The following is a 24268-nucleotide window of genomic DNA, read 5'->3' on the forward strand; positions in this document are numbered from 1 at the left end:
TGGACTTTGAATAGCGCGTCGCGGGCTCAAGTGCAGGGAATTGCGGGGCGCTCGGTCGCCTATCCCGTGGACCGGACCGTGCTCCAGCTGTTCCAGGACCGGGCCCGGGCCGTCCCCGACGCGCCGGCCGTCACCTTCGGCGGCCGCACGCTCTCGTACCGCGAACTCGACCGGCGGGCCAACGATCTGGCGGAGCACCTCGGCCGACTCGGCGTCCGGCGGGGCGACTTCGTGCCGCTGGCGGTGGACGGCGGGCTGGAGCTGCCCCTCGCCATGATCGCGGCCATGAAGCTCGCGGCGCCCTTCGTGCCGATCGACGACACCGCGCCGGCCGACCGGGTCACGCGGATGATCGAGACCCTGGACGCCAAGGTGGTGGTCCGCTCGCGCACCGGCCGCCCCCTGCCGCTGGACGTACCCTCGGTGCACGTCGACGTCACCGCACTGCGGGACCGGCCGACGCCGCCGGCGGTGGCACCGGCCGGCCTCGACGACCTCGTGTACGGGTTCTACACCTCCGGCTCGACCGGCGTGCCGAAGTGCACCCTCAACATCCACCGCGGTCTGCTCAACCGCTTCACCTACATGAGCCGCCACCTCAGCGACCGCCCGGACGAGGTGGTGCTCCAGAACAGCCGGCACCAGTTCGACTCCTCTCTGTGGCAGCTGCTGTGGCCGCTCACCACCGGAAGCCAGGTCGTCATACCCGAACGCTCCGGGATCCTGGACCTGGCCGCCACCCTCGACGTGATCGACCGCCATGGCGTGACCACCACCGACTTCGTGCCGTCGATCTTCAACACACTGGTGGAACTGCTGCGGGTCCAGCCCGAGTCGGCCGACCGGCTGCGCTCGCTGCGCCGGTTGCTGATCGGCGGGGAGGAGATGACGGCGGACAGCGTGCAGACCTTCCGGTCCCTGCTGCCCGGTGTCGCGATCGTCAACACGTACGGGCCGACGGAGGCGTCCATCGGCTCGGTCTTCCACGTGGTGACCGACGCCGACCACGACCCGATGCCCATCGGCCTCCCGATCGACAACACCTACGCCGTGATCGTCGACGAGCGGATGGAACCCGTCGCGCCCGGCGAGACCGGTGAGATCTGCATCGGTGGCGAGTGTCTGGGCCTGGGCTATCTGAAGGACGCGAGGAAGACCGCGGCCGCGTTCGTCGGCAACCCCTTCCCGGAGATCCCCGGCACGCGCCTGTACCGCACCGGTGACCTGGGACACCGGCGGCCGGACGGGCTGCTCCAGTTCGTCGGGCGCCGGGACCAGCAGGTCAAGATCGGCGGCGTACGCATCGAGCTGACCGAGGTCGAGGCCGGGCTGCTGAGCCACCCTCGGGTGCGTGAGGCCAAGGTCGTCGTGCACGAGAGCCACGAAAACCGGTCCCTGGTCGCCTTCGTGACCGTACGCCCCGCCGAACCCGACGGCGCGCCGCACGCCGAAGCCGAAGCCGATGCCCAGGCCCTGCGGGCGCACGCCCGCGAGGTGTTGCCGGCGTCCCTGGTGCCGCGCCGTTTCCTCGTCCTGGACAAGCTGCCGCTCACTCCCAACGGCAAGGCGGACCGCAGGGAACTCGCCCGGATGGCCGCAGCGACGGCGGTCCGCGAGCCGGCCACGGCCGACGAGGGCAGCGTCGCTCCGGGCGGGACGGAGGCCGCGGTACTGGCCGCGTGGCTCGATCTGCTGCCGGTCGGCACGGTCGGACCGGACGACGACTTCTTCGACCTCGGCGGCGACTCGCTCTCCGCGCAGCGGCTCGCCGTCATGCTGACCGAACGGTTCCGGCGCCGGGTCTCGGTGCGGGACGTGTTCGAACGGCCGACGCTCGCCGGACAGACCGCCCACCTCGAAGGCGCCTTCGAGGAGGGTCCAGGCGACCCCGGCCCGGCCGGCCCGCACCATCCGCCCCACGAGCAGTTCGACACGGACGGCGAGCTGCCCGAGGACATCCGGGTGAGCGCGGCGGTCGAGGTAATCGCCGGGCAGGCCCCGCGCAGCGTTCTGCTCACCGGAGCGACCGGCTTCATCGGCGGTCATCTGCTGCACGATCTGCTGACCGGAACATCGCTGACGGTGCACTGCCTGGTCCGGGCCGCCGACGAGAGCACCGCCCGGCAGCGCGTCGTCGCCAACCTGACGCACTACCAGCTGTGGGACGAGCGGTTCGCGGACCGGATCAGCGCCGTCCCGGGCGACCTCGGCCGGCCCCGGCTGGGCCTGGAGGAGACGGCGTACCGGCGGCTGGCCGGGGAGATCGACACCGTCGTCCACAACGGCGCCATGGTCAACCTCGCCCGCAGCTACCGGGCGCACCGGACGACCAATGTGCTGGGCACCGTCGAGATCCTCCGGCTGGCCACGACCCGCCGGCTCAAGGCCGTGCACTTCATCTCGACGCTCGGGGTGTTCCCGGCGGCCGCCCCCGGCGCCGGGCGGTGTCTCGAGGGCCCGGTGGGGAACGAGCGTCCGCCGTCCGACGGCTACACCCGGTCGAAGTGGGTCGCCGAGCGGCTGGTCGCCGAGGCCGCCGAGCGGGGCGTGCCCACGGTGGTCCACCGGTTCGGTGAGGTCATGCCTCACTCGCGGCACGGCGTTCCGAGCCGCTACGGCCTGCCCGACCTGCTGGTGAGAGCCTGTCTGCGTACCGGAATGTGGTTCCCCAGCCCCATCGTCACCGACTACACACCGGTGGACTACGTGAGCGGTCTGGTGGTGGCGGCCGTCGCGGGCGGCGAGCGCGGCTGGTTCCACACCGTCCAGCCGCGCGCCGTGAGCCTCGACGAGCTGATGGCGGTCTTCCGGGAGGAGTTCCGCCTCGCCGAGGTGCCGTACCGTACCTTCTGGGAGACCGTGCGCCGCACGGCGGTCGAGGAGCCCGACAACCACGGACTCGCGAGTGTCCTCGCGCTGATCCCGGAACCCGCCGACAGCGACACGGGCGAGGTGCTGGTCAAGGAGACCCTGGCCGGGCTCTTCCGGGACGACCCCGCGGCCTTCTCCAGCACCCACGCCACCGCGCTGGCGGCCCGCGCCGGACTCGACTGGCCGCCCGTCGGCGCCGCCGTCCTCCACCGGTACGCCCTGTACTACCGCTCCGCGGCCGGCGCCGCCACACTTGTCGGCGACCGCCCGGCCCCGTCCGAGGCCGTGGTGGGCGAGTGACGGACGGCCGGAACGCCGAGCCGGTGACACCCGAGGAGGCCGACGCGGCGTGCCGCGGCGCCACGGTGTGGCTCACGGGCCTGCCGAGCGCGGGCAAGACCACGATCGCCCGTGCGCTGGCCGAGCGGTTGCGCGGCACGGGCCACCGGGTGGAGGTGCTCGACGGCGACGAACTCCGCGCGTTCCTCTCCGCGGACCTGGGGTTCACCCGCGCGGACCGGGACCGCCACGTCCGACGCGTCGGCTTCGTCGCCGAACTCCTCGCCTCGCACGGCGTCAAGGCCGTCGTCCCCGTCATCGCGCCCTACGCCGACAGCCGCCAGGCGGTCCGTGAGCGGCACGAGCGGCACGGCACCCCCTACCTGGAGGTCCACGTCGCCACCCCGGTGGAGGTCTGCTCGACCCGGGACGTCAAGGGCCTCTACGCCCGGCAGGCCGCCGGTGAGCTGACCGGACTGACCGGAGTGGACGATCCGTACCAGCCGCCCGAGACCCCCGACCTGCGGATCCGGACACACGACCGAGGCGTCGAGGACTGCGCTGCGGCGCTGCACGCGCTGCTCGGCGAAAGGGGACTGGCATGACGATCGCTCCCGAGCGGGCCGAAGCGGCCCGCCCGCCCGGCGCGCTGTCGCACCTGGACACGCTGGAGTCCGAGGCGGTGCACATCCTCCGGGAGGCGGTGGGGGAGTTCGAGCGGCCGGTGATGCTGTTCTCCGGCGGCAAGGACTCCGCCGTCATGCTGCACCTGGCACGGAAGGCGTTCGCCCCCGCCGCGGTCCCCTTCGGCCTGCTGCACATCGACACCGGGCACAACTTCCCCGAGGTCCTGGAGTACCGCGACCGCACGGTGGCCGCGCACGGTTTGCGGCTGCGCGTGGCACGCGTGCAGGACTACCTCGACGAAGGGCGGCTGCGCGAGCGCCCGGACGGCACCCGCAACCCGCTCCAGACCGTGCCGCTGCTCGACGCGATCGGCGCGGGGCGCCACGACGTGGTCTTCGGCGGCGGGCGGCGCGACGAGGAGAAGGCCCGCGCCAAGGAGCGGGTCTTCAGCCTGCGCGACGAGTTCGGCGCCTGGGATCCCCGCCGCCAGCGCCCGGAGCTGTGGCAGCTCTACAACGGTCGGCACACCCCGGGCGAGCACGTCCGGGTGTTCCCGCTGTCCAACTGGACCGAACTGGACGTGTGGCAGTACATCGCCCGGGAGCACGTCGACCTCCCCGTCCTCTACTACGCCCACGAACGCGACGTCTTCGCCCGCGACCGCATGTGGCTGACCGCGGGCGAGTGGGGCGGACCCGGGGCCGGCGAGAGCGTCGAGCGCCGGCTGGTCCGCTACCGCACCGTGGGCGACATGTCGTGCACCGGAGCCGTGGACTCCGACGCCGGCACGATCGCCCAGGTCATCGCCGAGATCGGCGGCAGCCGGGTCACCGAACGAGGGGCCTCGCGCGCGGACGACCGGCTGTCCGAGGCCGCGATGGAAGACCGTAAACGCGAGGGGTACTTCTGATGACCGCCACCGTCGAGATCCCGGCGGCCACGCTGCTGCGCTTCGCCACCGCCGGGTCCGTGGACGACGGCAAGTCCACGCTGGTCGGACGCCTGCTGCACGACTCCAAGTCGGTACTCGCCGACCAGTTGGAGGCGGTCGAGCACGCCTCCCGGCAGCGCGGCCTGGCGGATCCGGACCTGGCGCTGCTGACCGACGGGCTGCGAGCCGAACGCGAGCAGGGCATCACCATCGACGTCGCCCACCGCTACTTCGCCACACCGGCGCGGCGGTTCATCCTGGCCGACACCCCCGGGCACGTGCAGTACACCCGCAACATGGTCACCGGCGCCTCGACCGCCGACCTGACCGTGATCCTCGTCGACGCCCGCAACGGCATGGTCGAGCAGACCCGCCGCCATGCCGCGGTCGCCGCCCTGCTGCGCGTCCCGCACTGCGTGCTGGCCGTCAACAAGATGGACCTGGTCGACCACGCCGAAGCCGTCTTCCGGGCGATCACCGAGGAGTTCGCCGCCTACGCCGCGTCGCTCGGCGTCGGTGACGTCACCGCCATCCCGGTGTCCGCGCTGACCGGGGACAACGTGGTGGAACGGTCCGCCGCGATGGACTGGTACGACGGCCCCACCGTGCTCCAGCACCTGGAGCGCGTGCCGGCCGGCCCCGCACCCACCGAAGCCCCGGCCCGTTTCCCCGTGCAGTACGTCATCCGACCGGGCACCGCGCGGCATCCCGACTACCGCGGTTACGCCGGACGGATCGCTTCCGGTGTGCTGCGCGTGGGCGACCCGGTCACCGTGCTGCCCTCCGGCGCGACCAGCACCGTCAGAGGCATCGACGCCCTCGGCACGAGCGTCGAACAGGCCTCGGCGCCGCAGTCGGTCACCGTGCTGCTCGCCGACGACCTCGACATCTCCCGTGGCGACCTCATCGCGCCGACCGCCGGGGCGCCCGCGATCACCCACGACATCCGGGCCACCGTCTGCCATCTCCACGAACGGCCCCTGCGCGAGGGCGACCGGGTCCTGCTCAAGCACGGTTCCCGCACCGTGCGGGCGGTCGTCCGGCAGTTGCTGCACCGTGTCGACCTCAGCGAAGGCCTGGCCCGGGAACCCGACCCCGCAGCACTCGACGTCAACGACATCGGCGCCGCCGTACTCCGCACCGCCGAGCCCCTCCCGCTCGACACCTACGCCGAGTCCCGCCTCACCGGCTCCTTCATCCTCATCGACCCCGAGGACGGCAGCACGCTCACCGCGGGCATGGTGGGAGAGGCCTTCCCGCCTCAGGACACCCCCGCCTCCTGATACTGCCCCAGATACCGGAACGCCCCGTTCGTAGCCCCGAACAGGAACATCGCGTCGTGGTTGTAGCCGTAGCCCTGCTCGTACTTGACGGTCCGGGTGATGCCGGAGTACGTGATCTCGGGCATCCGGCGGGTGATCGCGCCCCGTTCCGTCAGCGCCGCGCCGTCCTTGGTGCAGGCCTCGGCCAGGAACATGACGGCGTCGTAGGCCTCCGCCGCGTACCAGCCGGGGGCGGTGCCGTACCGGGTGCGGTAGGCCTTGGTGAAGGCGCGGGTCGAGGGGCGGGCCGTCGGGTCGGTGAAGGAGGTGGCGAAGACCCAGTCGGTCGCGGCGGCGCCGGCCGTCGTGAGGAAACGTGGGTCGAAGGCGCGTTCCGTCGCCATGCGGGTACCGGTGAACCTGGCGGTCCGCAGGGCCGAGGCGAGGCCGGCTGCCCGGGCCGCGTCGCCGCTGAAGAGGACCGCGTCCGCGCGGGCGGACATCACCTCGGCGGCGAGCGACGCGTAGTCGATCTTCCCGGCGGCGACCTGGGTCACCGTGACGTCGCGACCGTCCTGCCGCAGTGCCCGCTCGGTCTGCTCGCACAGGTTCCAGGCGAAGTCGTCCTGCGCCCGGTCGTCCACCAGGAACGCCCTGCGGGCGTCGACGTGGTTGCCGAGGTAGGCGGCACAGGGGGCGGCGAGGAACCCGTCCGCGACGCGCAGCGCCGCATGCGAGTGGAAGGTGCTCATGTCGGCCGTCGAAGTCTGGGTGTCGGTTCCCACCGAGACGGACACGACGGGCATCACCGCTTTGGTGTACATGGCCTCGGACGTGACGAAGCAGGCGTCGGTGGTCGGTCCCAGCACGGCGAGCACGTCGGCGTCCTTCGCCAGCCGGGTGGCCAGCTCGGCGGCCCGCTTCGTGTCGCCGCCGTCGTCGTTCGTGCGCAGCTCGAGCCGGAAAGGGTGGGCATCCTTGGCGTTGATCTGTTCGACGGCGAGGCGGGCCCCGTTGAGCTGGGCGTTTCCGAGCTCCTTGTGGGCCCCGGTCAGATCGCCGTGGAATGCGACGACGAGGTCGGGGCGCGGACCGCCGGTTCCGGACGGTCCGGACGGTCCCGGTTTCGACCGGGTGGTCCACCACCAGGCCGCGCCACCGCCCGCTGCCAGGACTCCCGCCGTCGAACCGAGGCGCAGGAAGCCGCGGCGGCCGAGGGCGCGGGTGGGGAGCGGGGTGGCCGTGACGGACGTCAGCGTCGCGGCCTCCGGTGACACCGTGCCGTTCGTACCCGCCGTACTCGCCCTGCCGGCCGTACTCGCCGTATCCGTCGGCGTGGACACCTGGGTGGGCTCGATCGTGCCGATGGTGAGCACGGCTGCGGACCGGTCGTTGATCAGCCGGGTGACCTGCGCCGGCAGCCAGTCCGATCGCCCGGCGGAACCGGTCTGCGTTCCCTCCCCGAGCTCCTCGCGGAGTCGGGCCAGGCTCGGGCGGCCGGGCGGATCCTTGTCCAGGCAGGCCCTCAGCAAAGGAGCCAGGCCGTCCGGGAGCGCCGCCGGATCCGGTTCCTCGTAGACCGTGCGCAGCAGCATGCCGGCCGCCGCGCCGCCGCCGAACGGCCGGACGCCGGTCGCCGCGAAGGCCAGCACGCACCCCAGCGAGAACACATCGCTGGGCGGGCCGATCTCGCCGCCCCGCGCCCGCGCCTGCTCGGGCGACAGGAAGCCGGGCGAGCCGACGATCACGCCGCTGGAGGTCAGCGCCGTGGCCTCCGGCGCGCGGGCGATACCGAAGTCGATGAGCCGTGGCCCGTCCGGGGCCAGCAGGACGTTCCCCGGCTTCACGTCGCGGTGCACGAGACCGGCCCCGTGCACCGCCTCGAGCGCCTCGGCGAGCCGCACGCCCAGTACCCGCACGGAAGCCGGCGACAGCGGACCGAAGGTGCCCACCGTCTCGGCGAGCGAGGGGCCCGGTACGTACGAGGTCGCCAGCCACGGTGTCTCCGCGTCGGCGTCCGCGTCCAGCAACGGGACCACCCACGGGCTGCGCACCTGCCGGGCGGCCTCGATCTCGCGGCGGAAACGGGTCCGGAAACCCGTCTCGTCGGCGTACGAGGACCGGACCGTCTTCACCGCGGCGATCGCTCCGCCCGGCGCCCGGCCCAGGAAGACCACGCCCATGCCCCCGGCGCCCAGCCGCCGCAGCAGACGGTACCGGCCGATCCGGGACGGGTCGCCGGTGCGCAGCGGCTCCATCAGACGGTGATCGGCGCGGGGCCGCCGTACACGAAGTCGCCCTGCTCGACCCGCCAGAGGAAGCCGCCGGTGCCGTCGATGACCATCATGCCGGTCTTGTCGAAGGCGAACGTCTTCGTGATGCCCTGGTACTTCCCCGCCCGCACGGCCGCGAGCAGATTCTCCCGGGTGCGGCTCTTCGCCGGCAGCCCCGACAGGGCCTTCAGCAGCATCCCGGTCACGTCGTAGGCCTCCGCCGCGTACCGGGGCGGCGCCTCCTTGAAGCGCTCGCGGTAGGCGGCGGCGAACTTCTTCGCCTCGGGCTTGATGGTGGCGTCGATGACCGGGGCCACCATCACCCAGCCCTCCGCAGCCTCCTGGGCCTGCGTCAGGAACTGCCCGTCGAGCAGCGCCGGGCCGGACACGCGAGCACCCTGGAAGGCACGTTCGCGCAGTGTCGCGGCGATCAACGCCCCCCGGTCGGGCAGACCGGCGAAGAAGACCGAGTCGGCGCCGGCGGAGAGCACCGTGTCCACCGCACTGCCGAAGTCGCGGCGCATCGCGCTGACCACTTCGGGCACCGACGGCTGTTGCACGTTGTGGAGCTCGTTGCTGAGGGAAGTGGCGAGCTGCGCGGCGTAGTTGCCGGCCGGGCGGTCGAGTACGACACCGACCTTGCGTGAACGGGCCTTCCCGCGAAGGTAGTTACTGACATAGATGGAAAGCACCGAGTCAGGCAACCGCCCGAGCAGGAACGAGCGGAACCCCTGGAGGACGAGGACGATCCCGCCGGGGGACACAGCGACGACCGGCAACAGTCCGGCGTCGTACTTCGCGAGCGCCGTCTGCGCCGTCGCATCGGTGGTCGGGCCGACCACGGCGAGGACCGCCGGGTCCTCCGTGAGTTCCGCGGCGAGCCGGGCCGCGGCCACCGGATCACCCCCGTCGTCGACGGCCCTGACCTTCACGGTGAACGGCGCGTCGCCTCGCGCGTTGAACTCCGCGACGGCCAGCCGCAGTCCGCGCTCCTGGGCCCGGCCCGTCTCCGAATGCGGGCCGCTGAGGTCGCCGTGCAGCGCGATGGTGTGCACCGGGCGGCGCGAGGACGCGGCGGCAGGGCCGGCGCCTCCCGCGTCGTCGTCCCGGGTGACCGCCCACCAGGCCCCGCCCCCGCCCGCCGCCAGCGCCACGGCCCCACCGGCGAGCAGCAGGAAACGGCGTCGGCCGGCCGGGCGGGCGTCCTGCGGCTCCGGTGCCCCGGACGTCTCGCGGGTGTCGGGTTCCGCCGGGCCGGGATCGACCGGCGCGTCGGACGGCGCCAGCGTGTGCTCGATGTCCGGCAGCGCGAGCGCTGCGGTCGAGCGCTCGGCGATCAGCCGGGTGACCGGGTCGGGCAGCCAGTCGGCCGCCTCTCCGTCCTGCGGAGCGTCGTCGGCCGCCAGTTCCCGCACCAGTTCCCCGGCGTCCGGCCGCCGGGCCGGATCCTTCTCCAGGCAGCGGCCCAGCACGTCCAGCAGACCCGCCGGCACCCCGTCGAGGTCCGCCGGGTCGTGCACGGCCCGGTACAGCAGTGCGTCGACCGCTCCACTGCCGAACGGCGCCCGGCCGGTCGCAGCGAACGCCAGGACACACCCGAGGGAGAACACGTCGCTCGCCGGGCCGATGCCGTCCCCACCACGTCCCTCGGCCTGCTCGGGCGACAGATAGCCGGGCGTGCCGACCACCATCCCGGTCGCCGTGAGCGTCCTGTCCTCCGGTGCCCGGGCGATACCGAAGTCGATGAGCCGCGGCCCGTCATGGGCGATCAGCACATTGCCCGGCTTCAGGTCCCGGTGCACCAGACCGGCCCGGTGCACCTCGCCCAGCGCCTCCGCCAGCCGGGCGCCGAGCAGCCGCAGTCCGCGCTCGGTCAGCGGCCCGTACGCGGCCACCGCCTCGCCCAGCGACGGGCCGGGGACGAACGCCGTCGCCAGCCACGGTGCCTCGGCGTCCGCGTCGGCGTCCGCCAGCGGAACCACCCAGGGGTTGTCGACCCGTCGGGCCACCTCGACCTCACGGCGGAACCGCTCCTTGAAGCCCGGCTCCTCGGCGTACTCGGCGAGCAGCACCTTCAGCGCCACCAGGGCGCCGCTCGGCGTGCGCGCCAGGTACACCACTCCCATGCCTCCGGCGCCGAGGCGGCCGAGCAGGCGATGGTCCGCGATACGCGCGGGATCGGAAGAACGCAACGGCTCCATCAGTTCCCCACTCCCAGCTCGGACTTCACGCGGTCGAGCATCGCGACGAGGGCGTGCGACGAGTACTGCGTCAACTCGTCGTCCGAGTAACCCTTGGCACCCTTCACCGACGTGGTCACGACCACCGTGCCGATCCGCGCGACCTGCCAGCGGTACGTCTGCTTGCTGTTGCCGGTGAGGTAGGAACCGATTTCCAGAACGTCGTCGTCGGCGTAGTTGTTGTTGCCCTGGCCGTAGGGAGTGGCGAGCGACATGAGCCCGGATATCCGCTCGTCGGTACGGACCTGCTGCTCTCGGCAGCGCAACGGTTCCTCCAGCGTGGTGGACAACTGGTCGTCGGCGTCGAGCACCGTGGCGTGCACGGTCACCCCCGCGGTCACCTTGATCTTGCCCTTGTCCGCGGTGGCGGGAATCTCGCTGTAGCGGGACAGCGAGGCCAGGACTCCCTGGGGGAGTGCCCGCCGCTCCCACCGGCACTGTTCGTCGAGCACGGCGGCGGTGCCCGGGGTGCTCGCGGCCGGCTGCTGGGCCCCGAAGTCCGCGCCCCACGCCTCCGGCTCGAGCGCGACCGCCGCCGCCAGCGCCTCGGCCTGCTGCTTCGTACGGGGCACTCGGGCGGGGTCCGCCCGGAAGGGGGAGAGCGACGTCGAGTCACCACCCGTCGCGGATGCCGAGGGGGAGCCGGACGAGGCCGGAGGCGCGGACCCCGAGGACGCCGAGGGGTTCGGCTCGTCCGCCTTGTCGTCGTCGTTGTCCCCGGAACCGCAGCCGCCGAGCACCACGGCCGCCCCGGCGACCGACGCGGCGACTCGCCATGGCCAAGCCACCCTGCGTCCACCGGTGTTGTCGTCCATCCCCGCCCCCTCCGCCTACGGCCCCCGCCTCGCGTGCGGTGATCGTACAGAGGGACGCGAGGGGTGGCCGGGCGGTTCGCGGAAGAGAGGGGGCGGGCGGGATCAGCGCGCGCCTGCCCCGTCCTCTCCCACGCGCCCCACCGACCGCTCCGCCACCCGCGCCAGATGTCCCGCGAACACGCCCTCCGCCTCCGGCGTCAGCGTCCGCAGCGCCACCAGCGCCGTGATGGCCACGTCGCACAGCTCGCCCTGGACGTCCTCCCACGTGTGGGTGACGCCCTTGCGGGGGTTCTGGCCGGTCGCGCCGATGACCGCCTGCGCGACCTCGCCGACCTCCTCCGACAGCTTCAGCACCCGCAGCAGCAGGCCCTCGCGGCCGCCGTGTGCCGCGTCGGCGTCCAGCCAGCTCCACAGGGCGTCGACGGTGGTCCAGAGATCGGTGGGGCCGGCGGCCTCGGGCTCGGTGGGTGCGGACCTCGGGGGCTGGGGCTGGGAGCTCATGGAGGAAGGGTGTCAGGTCACGTCCCGCGACGGTGACGTCCGTCAGGTCACGTCCGTCAGGTCACGTCCGTCAGTCACCTCCGGCCCCCGGCAACTCCCCGGCCGCCCCCGGCAATTTCCCAGGAGCTCACTCCTCGAACAGCGCCTCCTGCTCGCCCTCCTCCTGCCTGCGCAGCCGCTTGTTCCGCATGCCGATGACCACCGTCGTGACCGCCGCCGTCGCGCCGAGTGCCACCGGGACCATCCAGCGGCGGTCGACCGTGTGGCCGAGGGCGTGGTCGAGGGAGAGGCGGCCCGGGCCGGTGATGGCGAGGCCCGCGGCGGCCAGGCCCAGGGAGGCCGCGTGCTCGTAGCCGCCGCTCTGTGCGAAGAAGCCGTTGGGGACGTGCACCGCGGACGCGCCCGCCATCGCGCCGGCCGCCGCCGCACCCGCCGCCGGGGTGGCCAGGCCCAGCGCCAGCAGCGTGCCGCCGCCGGCCTCCGCCAGGCCCGCCGCCGTCGCGCTGGCCTTGCCGGGGGCGTAGCCGACGGACTCCATGAACTGGCCGGTCCCCTCCAGGCCGTGCCCGCCGAACCAGCCGAACAGCTTCTGCGCGCCGTGGGCCGCCAGCACTCCGCCGGTGCCGAGCCGGAGCAGCAGCAGTCCCAGATCACGACGGTCGTAACAGGTCACGGTGACTCCCTGGGCAGAGAACGGCGGACGTAGGAGAACAGGAACAGACGGGAACAGACAGGAACAGGATGGAACAGACGGGAACAGGCTGGAACAGAACAGAAGCAGCCCCCTCCGTGTTTCCACCGTCGCACCACTCACACCCGTCCGGCCCGTCCTGGGCGCCGTTCGGGTGGCGGGGCCCGGACCGCGATGTGAGGGTGGCCCGTATGGCGATCCAGATCGACAGACTCAGCGACCCGGCCGTGCGGGCCTTCGTCGCCGCCGTCAACGCCCATGACGAGGAGGCGTTCCGCAGCCTGCTCACCCCCGACGCGACCATGGCGGACGACGGCTCCGACCGTGACCTCGCCCAGTGGGCCGACCGGGAGATCTTCTCCTCCCACGGCCACATGGACGTCACCAAGGAGTCGGCCGGAGGGCGCGCCCTCATCGCCGACTACCGCAACGACGCCTGGGGCGAGATGCGCACCAGGTGGAGTTTCGTCGTCGAGGACGACGGCAGGATCTCCCGTTTCGAGACCGGCCAGGCGTAGCGAGGGAGCACGGCCGAGGGGCCGTTCACCGCCGGGCAGGCGGTCAACGGCCCCTCGGGCTGCGGGAGTTCACCAGGAGCGGGCGACCGCCTGCTCCGTCAGGGTGAGCTGACCCGCCTTGATGGTGGCCAGGCGCGGGGCCCGGCGGGCGATCGACGAGTCGTGGGTGACCATGATGAACGTCAGCCCGTACTCGTGCCACAGCCCTTCGAGGACCTCCATGATCTCGTCGCGCATGCCCTCGTCGAGGTTGCCCGTGGGCTCGTCGGCGAGCAGCACCTTCGGCTTCTTGACCAGCGCGCGGGCGATCGCCACGCGCTGCTGCTGGCCGCCGGAGAGTTCCGCCGGGGCGTGCGTGAGACGCTCGCCCAGGCCGACCGAGCGCAGGGCCTCCGCCGCGCGCTCGCGCCGCTCCGCGGGCTTCACCCCCAGCGGGACGAGCGCCGTCTCGACGTTCTCCTGCGCGGTCAGCGTCGGGATGAGGTTGAACGACTGGAAGATGATGCCGATCTTCTCGGCGCGCAGCCGGGTCAGCTTCGCCTCGCTGATCCGCGCGAGGTCGACGCCGTCCAGCTCGACGCTGCCCTCGGTCGGGCGGTCGAGGCCGCCGATCATCTGGAGCAGCGTCGACTTGCCGCCGCCCGTGGGGCCCTGGATGACGAGCTGGTCGCCTTCCGCGATCGTGAGGTCGATGCCGCGCAGCGCCTCGACCGTCTCCTTGCCGCGCGTGTAGCGCTTGGTGACGCCGGTGAGGTTGTACATGGGGTCTCCGGGTTCTCCGTGTTCTCCGTGAGGGATGTGACGACTGGTCGGGGGGCGGGTCAGGAGACGCTGCGCAGGGCGTCCGCCGGGCGCATCCGGGAGGCGCGCCAGCCGCCCATCGCGCCGGCGATCAGACCGCCGGCGACCGCCAGGCCCACCGCGAGCGCGATCGTGGTGACGGAGACGGGGGCCGAGAGGGCGATCTCCATCGTGTTCGACGCGGACTGCTGACCGGGGCCGCCGCCGGGGCCGCCACCCATGCCGCCACCGCCACCGCCGCCGGTGTTGCCGAGCTCGGCGGTCAGCTTCGGGCTGATCGCCGTCACGGTGTACGCGGCCGCCAGGCCCAGGCCGATGCCGAGGGCGCCGCCGAGGAGACCGTTGACCATGGACTCGCCGACGACCTGCCGGGTGACCCGGCGGCTCGGCCAGCCGAGCGCCTTCAGGGTGCCGAACTCGCGCACCCGGCGGGACACGGCCGAGGAGGTGAGCAGCGCGGCCACCAGGAACGCGGCGACGAGGACGGCGATCGACAGCCACTTGCCGACGCTGATCGCCAGGTTGGAGGCGGTGGAGAGGGAACCGGAGACCGTCTCGGCCAGGTCGGCGGAGGTGGTGACCGTCGTGCCGGAGATGTTCTTCGTGATCGTCGCCTTGACGGTGTCGATCTGCTTGGAGTCGGTCGCCTTGACGTAGATCGTGGTGACCTGGTCCGCCGCGTCGGCGAGGGTCTGCGCCTGCTTCAGCGGCAGGTAGACGTCCGTGGTGGAGTCACTGCTGTCGGGGGTGGCGATACCGATGATCTTGTACTTGGTGCTGGAGATCGTCAGCGTCGAACCGACCTTGTACGAGTTCTCCTTGGCGTACGACTTGCTGACGACGGCGACCTTGGCGTTCGCCTGCGCCGAAGTGAACGTCACACCCGAGGAGATCTTCGAGCTCGCCAGCGGGCCGAGGTCCTGGTTGGTGACGTCGACACCGGCCACGGAGTACGAGTTGACGTCGAAGGAGGCGCCGCCGCCCTGGACCTGCGGGGCCGCGGTGGACCCGCCGCTGCTGCCGCCGCCGGGGCCGCCCTGGCCGCCGTTGCCGCTGGTTCCGCTGGAGCTCTGCGCCTTGCCCTGGGTGAAGGAGCCGTCGACCTTGGTGACGTTCAGGGTGAGGGCGCCGACCGCGGCCGCCACGCCCTTCTGGTCGGCGACCTGCGTGACGAGCGCGGCCTTCAGGACCTGACCGCCCTGCGTCGAGACCCGGTCCGAGCTCTGCTGCGTGTCGTCGTCGTCCTCGCCCTTGGCGTCGAACTCGAATCTGGGGCCGCCGGAACTGTTGGCCGTGGGCGCCGTTCGGGCCTTGGTGACGGTCATGTCGGTGCCGAGACCGTACAGCGACTGAAGGACCTTGTCCTGAGCCTGTGTCATGCCGGCCGACACCGAGTTGACGGTGATGACCAGCGCGATTCCGAGCGCCAGACCCAGTGCGATGACCAGGGCGGCCTTCTTGCGCCGGCCCAGTTCACGCTTGAGATAGATGCCAAACATCCCGTTCCCTAAGGTTCTTGGCGCCCTCTGTGGGCGCGGCCACAACCTAGGGAGAAACCTTTGAGTCATCCTGAGTAAAAGATGTGTAAGGACTGAGAATGCGGAGCGCCGGATCAGAATTCCTTGAGACAGCTGATTCCTAGGCTGTGGAGGGGCTTTTCCCAGGTGACAGCGGTTGGCTGAGGATTTCCTTTTTCCCCGAATCCCCTTGTACGGTCCCGCAGTGCACGCATTCTCGCGCCCTTCCCCGCGCCTGTCCCGGCGCTCCCTGCTGGCCCTCGCGGCCACCGCGCCACTGACCGCCGCACCGCTCGCGGCGACACCGGCCGCGGCCGCCTCCGACGTGGTGGTCGGCGGCGCGCGGCTCGTCGCCGACGGTGTTCAGGTGAACGGGGGCGGCGCCCTGCCGAAGAAGCTCACCGCCCGGGCCTGGCTGCTCGCCGACCAGGACAGCGGCGAGGTGCTCGCCTGCTATCGCGCGCATCTGCGGGTCGCGCCCGCCTCCACGCTGAAGATGCTGTTCGCGGACACCCTGCTGGACAGGTTCGAGCACACCGAGCGCTACCGGGTGACCGACGCGGACCTGGCCGGCATCCCGTCCGGCTCCAGCCTCGTGGGCGTCAAGGCCGGGGTCACCTACACCGTCGGGCAGTTGTGGCAGGGCGTGTTCCTGCGCTCGGGCAACGACGCCGTGCAGGTGCTCGCCCGGATGAACGGCGGGGTCGCGAAGACGGTCGCCGAGATGCAGGCGAGGGCGGTCGACCTCCAGGCACTGGACACCCATGTCGTCAGCCCCGACGGCTTCGACCACGACGGCCAGCTGTCCTCCGCCTACGACCTCGCCCTCTTCGCCCGGCACGGGCTGCGCGACGCCGACTTCCGCGCCTACTGCGGCACCAGGACGGCCGAGTTCCCGGCCGGCGGCGGGAAGACCTTCCGGATCGAGAACACCGACCGGCTGCTGTCGGGCACGTACGGGGTGACGCCGTATCCGGGCCTGATCGGCGTGAAGAACGGCTTCACCAGCAACGCCGGCAACACCTTCACCGGCGCCGCGACCCGTGCGGGGCGCACCCTCGTCGTCACCGTGCTGCATCCGAAGAGCGGCCACAACGCCGTCTACGAGGAGACGGCCGCGCTGCTCGACTGGGGCTTCGCGCAGGGGAGTTCGGCGCGGGCGGTGGGGACGCTGGTCGAGGCGTTGAGCGAGGGCGGGACCAGGGCGAGCGGGTCGTCCGCGGGGAGGGCGCCGCATGCCGGGGCGCAGGCCTCGTCGGTGGACGGCGCGGGCCCGGACGGCTGGGGCGCGCTCGGCGGGGCCGGGGGAGCGGTGGCGCTGCTGGCGGGCGGGGCGTACGCGCTGCGCCGGCGTCGGCGCCGTTCCGGCGAGGTGCCGCCGGCGAGTTGATGGTGCGGCAGCCGTCCCACGGCGCCGGTGCGTACCTCGCGGTCCCGGCGAGGTCCACCCCCACCCGGTGCCTTGGGACGGCTGCCCCTCCCCCTCGGTGTGGCTTGTGGTGGTACGGGGCGGAACTGTCGTACTTCAAGTGTGAAGTTATCGTGGAGAAGAGTTGAGCATAGGTCCGCCACCGGCCGCAATGGTGCGGACGGAGAAACTCCGCTTGTGCAGGTTGACGAGTTGACGACCGGCGCGCCGACCACGGCCCGCCCTCGGCGGGTGCCCTCAGCCCCGTCCCACGTACGGCATCGCCGTCGCCAGCACCGTCGCGAACTGCACGTTCGCCTCCAGTGGCAGCTCCGCCATGTGCCGCACCGTGCGCGCCACGTCGGCGACGTCCATCACCGGTTCCGGCGCGGTCTCGCCGTTCGCCTGCAACGCGCCCGTCTGCATCCGCGCCGTCATGTCGGTGGCCGCGTTGCCGATGTCGATCTGGCCCACCGCGATGCCGTACGCCCGGCCGTCCAGCGAAAGGGACTTCGTCAGGCCGGTGAGGGCGTGCTTGGTCGCCGTGTAGGGCGCCGACAGCGGGCGGGGCGCGTGCGCCGAGACGGACCCGTTGTTGATGATCCGGCCGCCCCGCGGATCCTGCTCCTTCATCTGCCGGTACGCCCCCTGTGCGCACAGGAACGCCCCGTTGAGGTTGGTGTCCACCACGTGCCGCCAGGCGTCGTAGGGGAGTTCCTCGAACGGCACGCCGCCGGGACCGAAGGTACCGGCGTTGTTGAACAGCAGGTCCAGCCGCCCGAAGCGGTCCCGCACGGCGTCGAAGAGGGCCGCCACCTCCTCCGGGCGTGAGACGTCCGTCCGTACGGCGAGATGCGTGCCCTGGGGTACCAGTGCGGCCGTGGCGTGCAGGGTCTCGGCGCGCCGCCCGGCCAGCGCCACCGACCAGCCCGCGCGCAGCAGTTCCACGGACACCGCCCGTCCGATCCCGGAACCGGCGCCGGTGACGATCGCGATCTTCGGCCGTCCGGCGGATCGACCGGCGGCCCGGGGGCCCTGGGTGCCCTGGGTGCCCTGGGTGCCCTGGGCTGCCTCGGTGGTCTCGGTGGTCTCGGGGTTCTCGGGGTTCTCGGCATTCATGGGCCCGCAGCGTACGTGAGCCCCCACCCTCGGATCCGGCATGCGGGACGCACGCGTCCGACATCCGACTGTTGTGTACGCGCCAACCCGACGATGCCCGCGAGCCGTCTCCGGCCACTCCAATGCCTTCTGCCGCCACTTCTCAGGGGAGGACCGGAATGACACCCGCAGCCCACCAGTCCCAGCACGCCCCCGAACTCCGTGCCACCGCACGCCACTTGGGGCGCCGTCGCTTCCTCACCGGTACCGCGGCCGCGGCCGCGCTCGCCTTCACGGTGAACCTGCCCGCCGCCGGTACCGCGGCCGCCGCCGAACTCGACCCGGCGCGGCTCACCGCCGACCCCTTCACCCTCGGCGTCGCCTCCGGCGACCCACTGCCCGGCTCCGTCCTCCTCTGGACCCGCCTCGCGCCCGTCCCGTACCAGGCGGACGGCGGACTGCCCGCCCGGCGGATCACCGTGCACTGGGAACTGGCCCTCGACGAGACCTTCCGCCGGCCCGTCAGACGCGGCACCACCCTCGCCCACCCGGAGTTCGGCCACAGCGTGCACGTCCAGGTCGACGGCCTCGGGAACGACCGGGTGTACTACTACCGCTTCAAGGCGGGCACCTGGATCAGCCGTACCGGCCGCACCCGGACCGCCCCCGCCCCCGGCGCGAAAGCGGCCGCCCTCACCGTCGGCGTGGTCTCCTGCCAGCGCTACGACCAGGGCTACTTCACCGCGTACAAGCACCTCGCCGAGGACGACGTGGACCTCGTCCTGCACCTCGGCGACTACCTCTACGAGTACGCCGTCAGCGGTGTCGGAGGCGCCCGCGCCTACCCGGCCGGGACCGTGCCCGCCGTCTACGGCCACGAGATGGTGACGCTGGACGACTACCGCCTCAAGTACGCGCTGTACAAGTCCGACCCGGACCTGCTGGCCGCGCACGCCGCCCACCCGTTCGTCGTCACCTGGGACGACCACGAGACCGAGAACAACTACGCGGGCGCGGTGTCGGAGAACGACGACCCCGCCGAGGAGTTCCTCATCCGCCGGGCCGCCGCCTACCGCGCCTACTGGGAGAACCAGCCGCTGCGCCGCCCGCAGCTCCCCGACGGCCCCGACCTCAGGCTCTACCCTCGCCTCCACTGGGGCAGGCTCGCCCAGTTCGACGTCCTCGACACCCGCCAGTACCGCTCCGACCAGGCGTACGGCGACGGCTGGAAGGTCCCGGGCCCCGAGTCGGTGGACCCGGCCCGCACTCTGACCGGCGGCGCCCAGGAGCGCTGGCTGATCGACGGCTGGCACCGCTCGCGCGCCCTGTGGAACGTGGTCCCGCAGCAGGTCACCTTCGCCCGGCGGTACAACTCCACCACCGTGCCCTCCCAGGTCTCCATGGACTCCTGGGACGGCTACCCGGCCTCCCGCGAGCGGATCCTGACCGGCGCCCAGGCCGCCGGCGTCGAGAACCTGATGGTCCTCACCGGCGACGTCCATGTGCACTACGGCTTCGACATCAAGAAGGACTTCGACGACCAGGCGTCGAAGACGCTCGGCACGGAGATCGTCACCTCGTCGATCTCCAGCGGCGGCAACGGCTCGGCGAAGCCCGCCAACTGGGCCACCTTCATGGCCGCCAACCCGCACCTGAGGTTCTACAACGGCCTGCGCGGCTACGCGACCGTCTCGCTCGGCCGCGACCTCGCCCGCGCCGACTTCAAGACCGTCCCCCACGTCACCACGCAGGGCGCCCCCCTCACCACGGCCGCCTCCTTCGTGACGGAGGTCGGCGACCAGGGGCTCAAGCCCGCCTGAGCCGCCTGCGCCGCAACCACGAGGCTCACGACGCTCACGGGGCCGGCGGCCAGGCATCGCCCCAGTCGGCGTCCCGGGCCGCCCGGTACAGGTCGCCGTGCCTCTTCGTCACCGTCGTACGGCTCAGCCGCTCCTCGGCCTCGCACAGGTCGAGGAGCACCTGACCCTTGCGGATCTGCGGTCGCCGGACCACCCGCGAGGAGACGGGGGAGACGGGGAACCGGGCCGCGGCGACATAACTGAACTTCTCGTCCTCGTAGGGCAGCGAGCCGCCCTTGACCTGCCGGTGCAGGGAGGAGCGGCTGACCCGCGCCGAGAAGTGGCACCAGTCCGTGCCGGGCACGATCGGACAGGCCGCGCTGTGCGGGCAGGGCGCGGCGACCCGGAACCCGGCGGCGATCAGCCGGTCGCGGGCCTCGATCACCCGGGCGTAACCGTCCGGCGTGCCCGGCTCGACGATCACCACGGCCTGCGCGGCCGACGCGGCGGCGTCCACCAGCACGGCCCGGTCGGCGGCGGCCAGCTCGTTGAGGACGTAGGAGACAGTGACCAGGTCCGTGGGTTCCAGGGCGAGGGCCGTGCCGATGCGGGCGCGCTGCCAGCGGGCGCCGCGCAGCGCCGGGTGCGCCGCGGCGACCTCGCGGCCGAGCGCAAGGGCGGGCTCAGCCCAGTCCAGCACGGTCACCGGGCGCGTCCCGTCCCAGGTGGAACTCACCGCCCAGGTCGCCGCGCCCGTGCCGCCGCCCACGTCCACATGACTGGCCGGCGACCACTGCGGCACGGCGTCCGCGAACGCCTCCAGCGCCGACCGCACCGCCTCGAAGGTCGCCGGCATCCGGTACGCGGCGTACGCGACCACGTCCGCCCGGTCGCGCAGGATGGGGGCGTCGGTGGGGGTGGCGCCCCGGTAGTTGGCGATGAGCCGCTCGACGGCCTGTCCGGCCTGCTTGGGCGGCAGCCCGTCGAGCAGGTCCGTCAGGGCACCGCGGAGGGTCTCGGAAACGGATACGGAGACGTTCACCCCCGGATTTTCTCAGGTCCGGGCCACTGCCCTCACCGCACCGGCCTTCACCGCACCGCCATCGCCAACCGCGTCCCCACCAGAGCCCGCGGCCCGCTGTCCGGCACCCGTCGCCTCGGATGCACCGTGTTCGCCAGCAGCACCACGAACGTGTCCGTCGCGGGATCCAGCACCAGCGAGGTCCCGGTGAACCCGGTGTGCCCCGCCGCACCCTCACCCGCCAGCTCGCCCATGAACCACGACTGGTCCACCGCGAAGCCCAGCCCCGGCGGGGTCAGCAGGAGCTCCACGAAGTCGGGGCCCAGGATCCGGGCGGTACCGTACGAACCGCCCGACAGCAGGGTGCGGCAGAACACCGCGAGGTCGTGGCCCGTGGAGAACAGCCCGGCGTGACCGGCCACCCCGCCCAACGCCCAGGCGTTCTCGTCGTGCACCACGCCCCGCAGCATCCCCCGGTCCGCCTTCGCCCACGGCCGCCGCTGGTCCTCGGTCGCCGCCGCGCCGGGGCACGGGCCGAAGTCGGTCGAGGCCATGCCCAGCGGACGGGTGATCCCCTCCCGCACGAGGACGTCGAGGGTGCGGCCGGTCAGCCGCTCCAGGAGCTGCTGGAGCAGCAGCATGTTCAGGTCCGAGTACATGTACGTGCCCGGTGCGCCGACCGGCGTCTCCGCGCGTAGCAGCGCCCACCGCCGGGCGTCGTCCGCGCATTCGTACAGGGGCAGCTCGGGGCGCAGCCCGGAGGTGTGGGTGAGGAGCTGGCGGACGGTGATGCCGTGGGCGGCGGCCGCGTGGAAGTCGGGCAGATAGGCGCCCACCCGGGCATCGATGCCGAGCGTGCCGCGCTCGATCTGCTGCACCGCCGCGACCGAGGTGAACAGTTTGGTGAGGGACGCCAGGTCGAAAGGGGTGTCGACGGTCATCGGGATCCGCGCCCCGGCGGGGAGCTCCACCCCGGCGTCGGCCGCCGGGTCGTACGCCGAGTACCGCACCGCCCAGCCCACCGCCTCCCGCACGGCGATCACCGGGCCACGCCCGGCGACCACGACGGCACCCGCCGCCCAGGGCCGGTCGCCGGTGGTGAGGTCCACGACGTCGCGGACGAGGAGTCGCGTCTCCGCGGGGTCGAGCCCGGCCCGTTCCGGTGTGTCGACGCGCAGTCTCGGTGCGCTCAGCTCACTGCTCCTTCCGCGCCCGTCTTCGTCCAGGGACGGCACATTCCCACGAAGCAGGCCACCGCCACCAGTGCGGCGGCCAACTGGACGACGGCCATCGGGACGGCCGTGTGCTCGCCGGCGATCCCGACGAGCGGCGAGGCGATCGCGCCGATGAGGAAGGAGGACGTACCGAGGAGCGCGGAGGCGGACCCGGCGGAGTGCCGGACCCGCATCAGGGCGAGGGTCTGCGCGTTGGGCAGCGTGACGCCCATCGCGGACATCAGGACGAACAACGCGGCGGCCACCGGCGCCAGCCCGACCTCGCCGAACACACCCGTCGTCATCAGCAGCAGGGCGGTCGCGGCCAGCACGATCACCGCGAGACCGACGGCCAGGACCCGGTCCAGCCGGACGCGGCCCACCAGCACCCTGCCGTTGACCTGGCCGATCAGCACCAGACCGACCGAGTTCACACCGAACAGCAGGCCGAACGTCTGCGGGGAGGCGCCGTAGATCTCCTGGACCACGAACGGTGAGGCGCTGATGTACGCGAACAGCGCGGCGAAGGTGAAACCGCCCGTGAGCATGTACCCGGTGAAGGGCAGGTCGCCGAGGAGTCGGCGCATCGAGCGCAGGGCCTCGCCGACCCCGCCCGCGTGGCGCTCGGCGGCGGGCAGCGTCTCCGGCAGCCGGGTCCACACCACCACCGCCAGCAGCAGCCCCACCCCCGTCAGGAGCACGAACACGCCCCGCCAGTCCGTCGCCCGCAGGATCTGCGCGCCGATCAGCGGCGCCACGACCGGGGCGACCCCGGAGATCAGCATCAGGGTGGAGAAGAACCGGGCCATCGCCACGCCGTCGTACAGATCGCGTACGACGGCCCGCGCGATCACGATCCCGGCCGCGCCCGCGAGCCCCTGCAGCAGCCGGCAGGCGACCAGGAGCTCGACGGTGGGCGCCAGGGCGCACAGGGCGGTCGCCACGACGTAGACGACGAGTCCGGCCAGCAGCGGGCGCCTGCGCCCCCACCGGTCGCTCATCGGGCCGACCACCAGCTGCCCCAGCGCCATACCGGCCAGGCACGCGGTCAGCGTGAGCTGCACCGTCGCGGCGGGCGCGTGCAGGGAGCGGGTCACCTCCGGCAGCGCCGGGAGGTACATGTCCATCGAGAGCGGGGGAGTGGCGGTCAGCCCGCCCAGCACGAGCGTGACGAGCAGCCCGGCCCGGCGCCGGGCGGACAGCGTCGGCCCCGCTCCCTCGCCCGTGCGCGTACCCCGGTCCGTCACGGCCTCCGGCGCCGCGTCAGGTATGGCCCCACCCTCCGGCATCCGGCCGTCCCTCCCTCTCCGACATCTGTGCCGCCTATGCTCTCAGCTCGAACACACTGCTGGGACGGCACGAGGACGGGGCGGGGTATGACGACGGACACGGTGCGGTGGGGCATCCTGGCGACCGGCGGGATCGCCGCCGCGTTCACGGCGGATCTGATCGACCTGCCCGACGCCGAGGTCGTCGCGGTCGCCTCGCGCTCCGAGGTCTCCGCGAAGGCGTTCGCCGACCGGTTCGGCATACCCCGGGCCTACGGCGACTGGGCCGCGCTCGCCGCCGACGAGGACATCGATGTCGTCTACGTCGCCACCCCGCACGCCGCCCACCGCACCGCCGCCGGACTCTGCCTGGAGGCCGGGCGGAACGTGCTGTGCGAGAAGGCGTTCACGCTGAACCTGCGCGAGGCCGAAGAGCTGGTCGCGCTGGCCGGGGAGCACGACCGCTTCCTCATGGAAGCCATGTGGATGTACTGCAACCCGGTGATCCGCCGCCTCAAGGCCCTCGTCGACGACGGCGCGATCGGCGAGGTCCGCACCGTGCAGGCCGACTTCGGCCTCGAAGGCCCCTTCCCGCCCTCGCACCGGCTGCGCGACCCCGCCCAGGGCGGCGGCGCCCTCCTCGACCTCGGCGTCTACCCGGTCTCCTTCGCCCACCTCCTGCTCGGCGCGCCCTCGGGCATCGCCGCCCAGGCCGTCCTGTCCGCCGAGGGCGTGGACCTGCAGACGGCGCTGGCCCTGTCCTGGGACTCAGGCGCGCTGGCCGCCCTGCACTGCTCCCTGACCGGCGGTACGGGCACCACCGCCTCCGTCACCGGCTCACGCGGCCGGATCGACATCCCGTCCGGCTTCTTCCATCCCGACCGCCTCGTCCTGCACCGCGACGGGCGTGACCCCGAGGAGTTCGTCGCCGACCCGGCCGACGGACCCCGGACGACGTTCCGGCACGAGGCCCGCGAGGTCATGCGCGCGCTGCGGGCAGGCGAGACCGAGTCCCCGCTGGTCCCGCTCGACGGCAGCCTCGCCGTCATGCGGACCCTCGACACGGTCCGCGAGCGGATCGGCGTGCGCTATCCCGGCGAGGGCGCGTGACAGTTCGCGAGACGTCCCGTCTCA

Annotated in this window: 19 protein-coding genes; 8 read left to right on the top strand and 11 right to left on the bottom strand. The window is 72.6% G+C overall.

From position 1 onward, the window contains the following. Positions 1 to 78: 78 nt before the first annotated feature. The 4 genes from OHU34_RS30000 to OHU34_RS30015 are packed head-to-tail and all read left to right on the top strand — an operon-like array spanning position 79 to position 5991. Positions 79 to 3171 carry an amino acid adenylation domain-containing protein gene (locus tag OHU34_RS30000; protein ID WP_405769235.1) on the top strand — a complete coding sequence of 1031 codons (3093 nt, stop codon included), beginning with the start codon at positions 79 to 81 and terminating at the stop codon, positions 3169 to 3171. Next, complete coding sequence (cysC, locus tag OHU34_RS30005) at positions 3168 to 3755, top strand: adenylyl-sulfate kinase (RefSeq protein ID WP_230196010.1); 588 nt, start codon at positions 3168 to 3170, stop codon at positions 3753 to 3755. The genes OHU34_RS30000 and cysC overlap by 4 nt, the downstream gene beginning before the upstream one ends. Further along, positions 3752 to 4687, top strand: coding sequence for a sulfate adenylyltransferase subunit CysD (cysD, locus tag OHU34_RS30010; RefSeq protein ID WP_142263931.1), 936 nt, complete (start codon positions 3752 to 3754; stop codon positions 4685 to 4687). Before cysC ends, cysD begins: the two co-directional genes overlap by 4 nt. Continuing rightward, the gene (locus OHU34_RS30015; protein WP_200839661.1) at positions 4687 to 5991 is read left to right on the top strand and encodes a sulfate adenylyltransferase subunit 1; all 1305 of its coding nucleotides are present in this window, start codon (positions 4687 to 4689) and stop codon (positions 5989 to 5991) included. The genes cysD and OHU34_RS30015 overlap by 1 nt, the downstream gene beginning before the upstream one ends. Here the strand turns inward: OHU34_RS30015 and OHU34_RS30020 are convergent. The 5 genes from OHU34_RS30020 to OHU34_RS30040 form a co-directional block, all read right to left on the bottom strand. Continuing rightward, the gene (locus OHU34_RS30020; protein ID WP_405769240.1) at positions 5970 to 8228 is read right to left on the bottom strand and encodes a bifunctional serine/threonine-protein kinase/ABC transporter substrate-binding protein; all 2259 of its coding nucleotides are present in this window, start codon (positions 8226 to 8228) and stop codon (positions 5970 to 5972) included. The genes OHU34_RS30015 and OHU34_RS30020 overlap by 22 nt on opposite strands. Next, positions 8228 to 10444 (bottom strand): bifunctional serine/threonine-protein kinase/ABC transporter substrate-binding protein, encoded by a 2217-nt coding sequence (locus tag OHU34_RS30025; RefSeq protein WP_142263928.1) that lies wholly within the window; start codon positions 10442 to 10444, stop codon positions 8228 to 8230. The genes OHU34_RS30020 and OHU34_RS30025 overlap by 1 nt, the downstream gene beginning before the upstream one ends. After that, complete coding sequence (locus OHU34_RS30030; RefSeq protein WP_405769243.1) at positions 10444 to 11298, bottom strand: hypothetical protein; 855 nt, start codon at positions 11296 to 11298, stop codon at positions 10444 to 10446. The genes OHU34_RS30025 and OHU34_RS30030 overlap by 1 nt, the downstream gene beginning before the upstream one ends. 102 nt (positions 11299 to 11400) lie before the next feature. Further along, positions 11401 to 11799 (bottom strand): MazG-like family protein, encoded by a 399-nt coding sequence (locus OHU34_RS30035; RefSeq protein ID WP_200839660.1) that lies wholly within the window; start codon positions 11797 to 11799, stop codon positions 11401 to 11403. A 127-nt stretch (positions 11800 to 11926) separates the two neighbouring features. Then, complete coding sequence (locus OHU34_RS30040) at positions 11927 to 12472, bottom strand: DoxX family membrane protein (protein ID WP_020126805.1); 546 nt, start codon at positions 12470 to 12472, stop codon at positions 11927 to 11929. Positions 12473 to 12681: 209 nt separating this feature from the next. On the opposite strand from OHU34_RS30040, the gene OHU34_RS30045 reads away from it, so the two are divergent. Beyond that, a complete protein-coding gene (locus OHU34_RS30045) occupies positions 12682 to 13008 on the top strand; it encodes a nuclear transport factor 2 family protein (protein ID WP_142263926.1) in 327 nt (108 codons plus the stop codon). Positions 13009 to 13077: 69 nt separating this feature from the next. Here OHU34_RS30045 and OHU34_RS30050 read toward each other — a convergent pair whose 3' ends face one another. Further along, positions 13078 to 13770 (bottom strand): ABC transporter ATP-binding protein, encoded by a 693-nt coding sequence (locus tag OHU34_RS30050; RefSeq protein WP_020126803.1) that lies wholly within the window; start codon positions 13768 to 13770, stop codon positions 13078 to 13080. Positions 13771 to 13829: 59 nt separating this feature from the next. Next, entirely contained in the window at positions 13830 to 15308 is a 1479-nt protein-coding gene (locus OHU34_RS30055) for an ABC transporter permease (protein ID WP_405769248.1), read from the bottom strand. Between the two features lie 223 nt (positions 15309 to 15531). Here OHU34_RS30055 and OHU34_RS30060 point away from each other — a divergent pair, with 223 nt between their 5' ends. After that, positions 15532 to 16716 (top strand): D-alanyl-D-alanine carboxypeptidase family protein, encoded by a 1185-nt coding sequence (locus OHU34_RS30060; protein ID WP_405769251.1) that lies wholly within the window; start codon positions 15532 to 15534, stop codon positions 16714 to 16716. Positions 16717 to 16992: 276 nt separating this feature from the next. Here the strand turns inward: OHU34_RS30060 and OHU34_RS30065 are convergent, their stop codons facing one another. Then, positions 16993 to 17853, bottom strand: coding sequence for an SDR family oxidoreductase (locus OHU34_RS30065; RefSeq protein ID WP_142263923.1), 861 nt, complete (start codon positions 17851 to 17853; stop codon positions 16993 to 16995). Between the two features lie 158 nt (positions 17854 to 18011). Here OHU34_RS30065 and OHU34_RS30070 point away from each other — a divergent pair, with 158 nt between their 5' ends. Next, a complete protein-coding gene (locus OHU34_RS30070; RefSeq protein ID WP_405769254.1) occupies positions 18012 to 19652 on the top strand; it encodes an alkaline phosphatase D family protein in 1641 nt (546 codons plus the stop codon). A gap of 34 nt (positions 19653 to 19686) precedes the next feature. On the opposite strand, the gene OHU34_RS30075 is transcribed toward OHU34_RS30070, so the two are convergent. From OHU34_RS30075 to OHU34_RS30085, 3 genes are read right to left on the bottom strand one after another with little or no spacing between them, the layout of a single operon-like run. Further along, positions 19687 to 20673, bottom strand: a complete 987-nt coding sequence (locus tag OHU34_RS30075; protein WP_142263921.1) for a small ribosomal subunit Rsm22 family protein — start codon at positions 20671 to 20673, stop codon at positions 19687 to 19689. Positions 20674 to 20720: 47 nt separating this feature from the next. Beyond that, a complete protein-coding gene (locus tag OHU34_RS30080; RefSeq protein WP_405769257.1) occupies positions 20721 to 21887 on the bottom strand; it encodes a serine hydrolase domain-containing protein in 1167 nt (388 codons plus the stop codon). Then, on the bottom strand, positions 21842 to 23155 hold the full coding sequence (locus OHU34_RS30085) for a multidrug effflux MFS transporter (RefSeq protein ID WP_142263919.1): 1314 nt from the start codon (positions 23153 to 23155) through the stop codon (positions 21842 to 21844). The genes OHU34_RS30080 and OHU34_RS30085 overlap by 46 nt, the downstream gene beginning before the upstream one ends. A gap of 87 nt (positions 23156 to 23242) precedes the next feature. On the opposite strand from OHU34_RS30085, the gene OHU34_RS30090 reads away from it, so the two are divergent. Further along, the gene (locus OHU34_RS30090) at positions 23243 to 24244 is read left to right on the top strand and encodes a Gfo/Idh/MocA family protein (RefSeq protein ID WP_230196021.1); all 1002 of its coding nucleotides are present in this window, start codon (positions 23243 to 23245) and stop codon (positions 24242 to 24244) included. Positions 24245 to 24268: the final 24 nt, after the last annotated feature.

Origin of the sequence: Streptomyces sp. NBC_00080 (assembly GCF_045041255.1) — a bacterium.
In the GTDB taxonomy this organism is placed as follows: Bacteria; Actinomycetota; Actinomycetes; order Streptomycetales; family Streptomycetaceae; genus Streptomyces; species Streptomyces coriariae.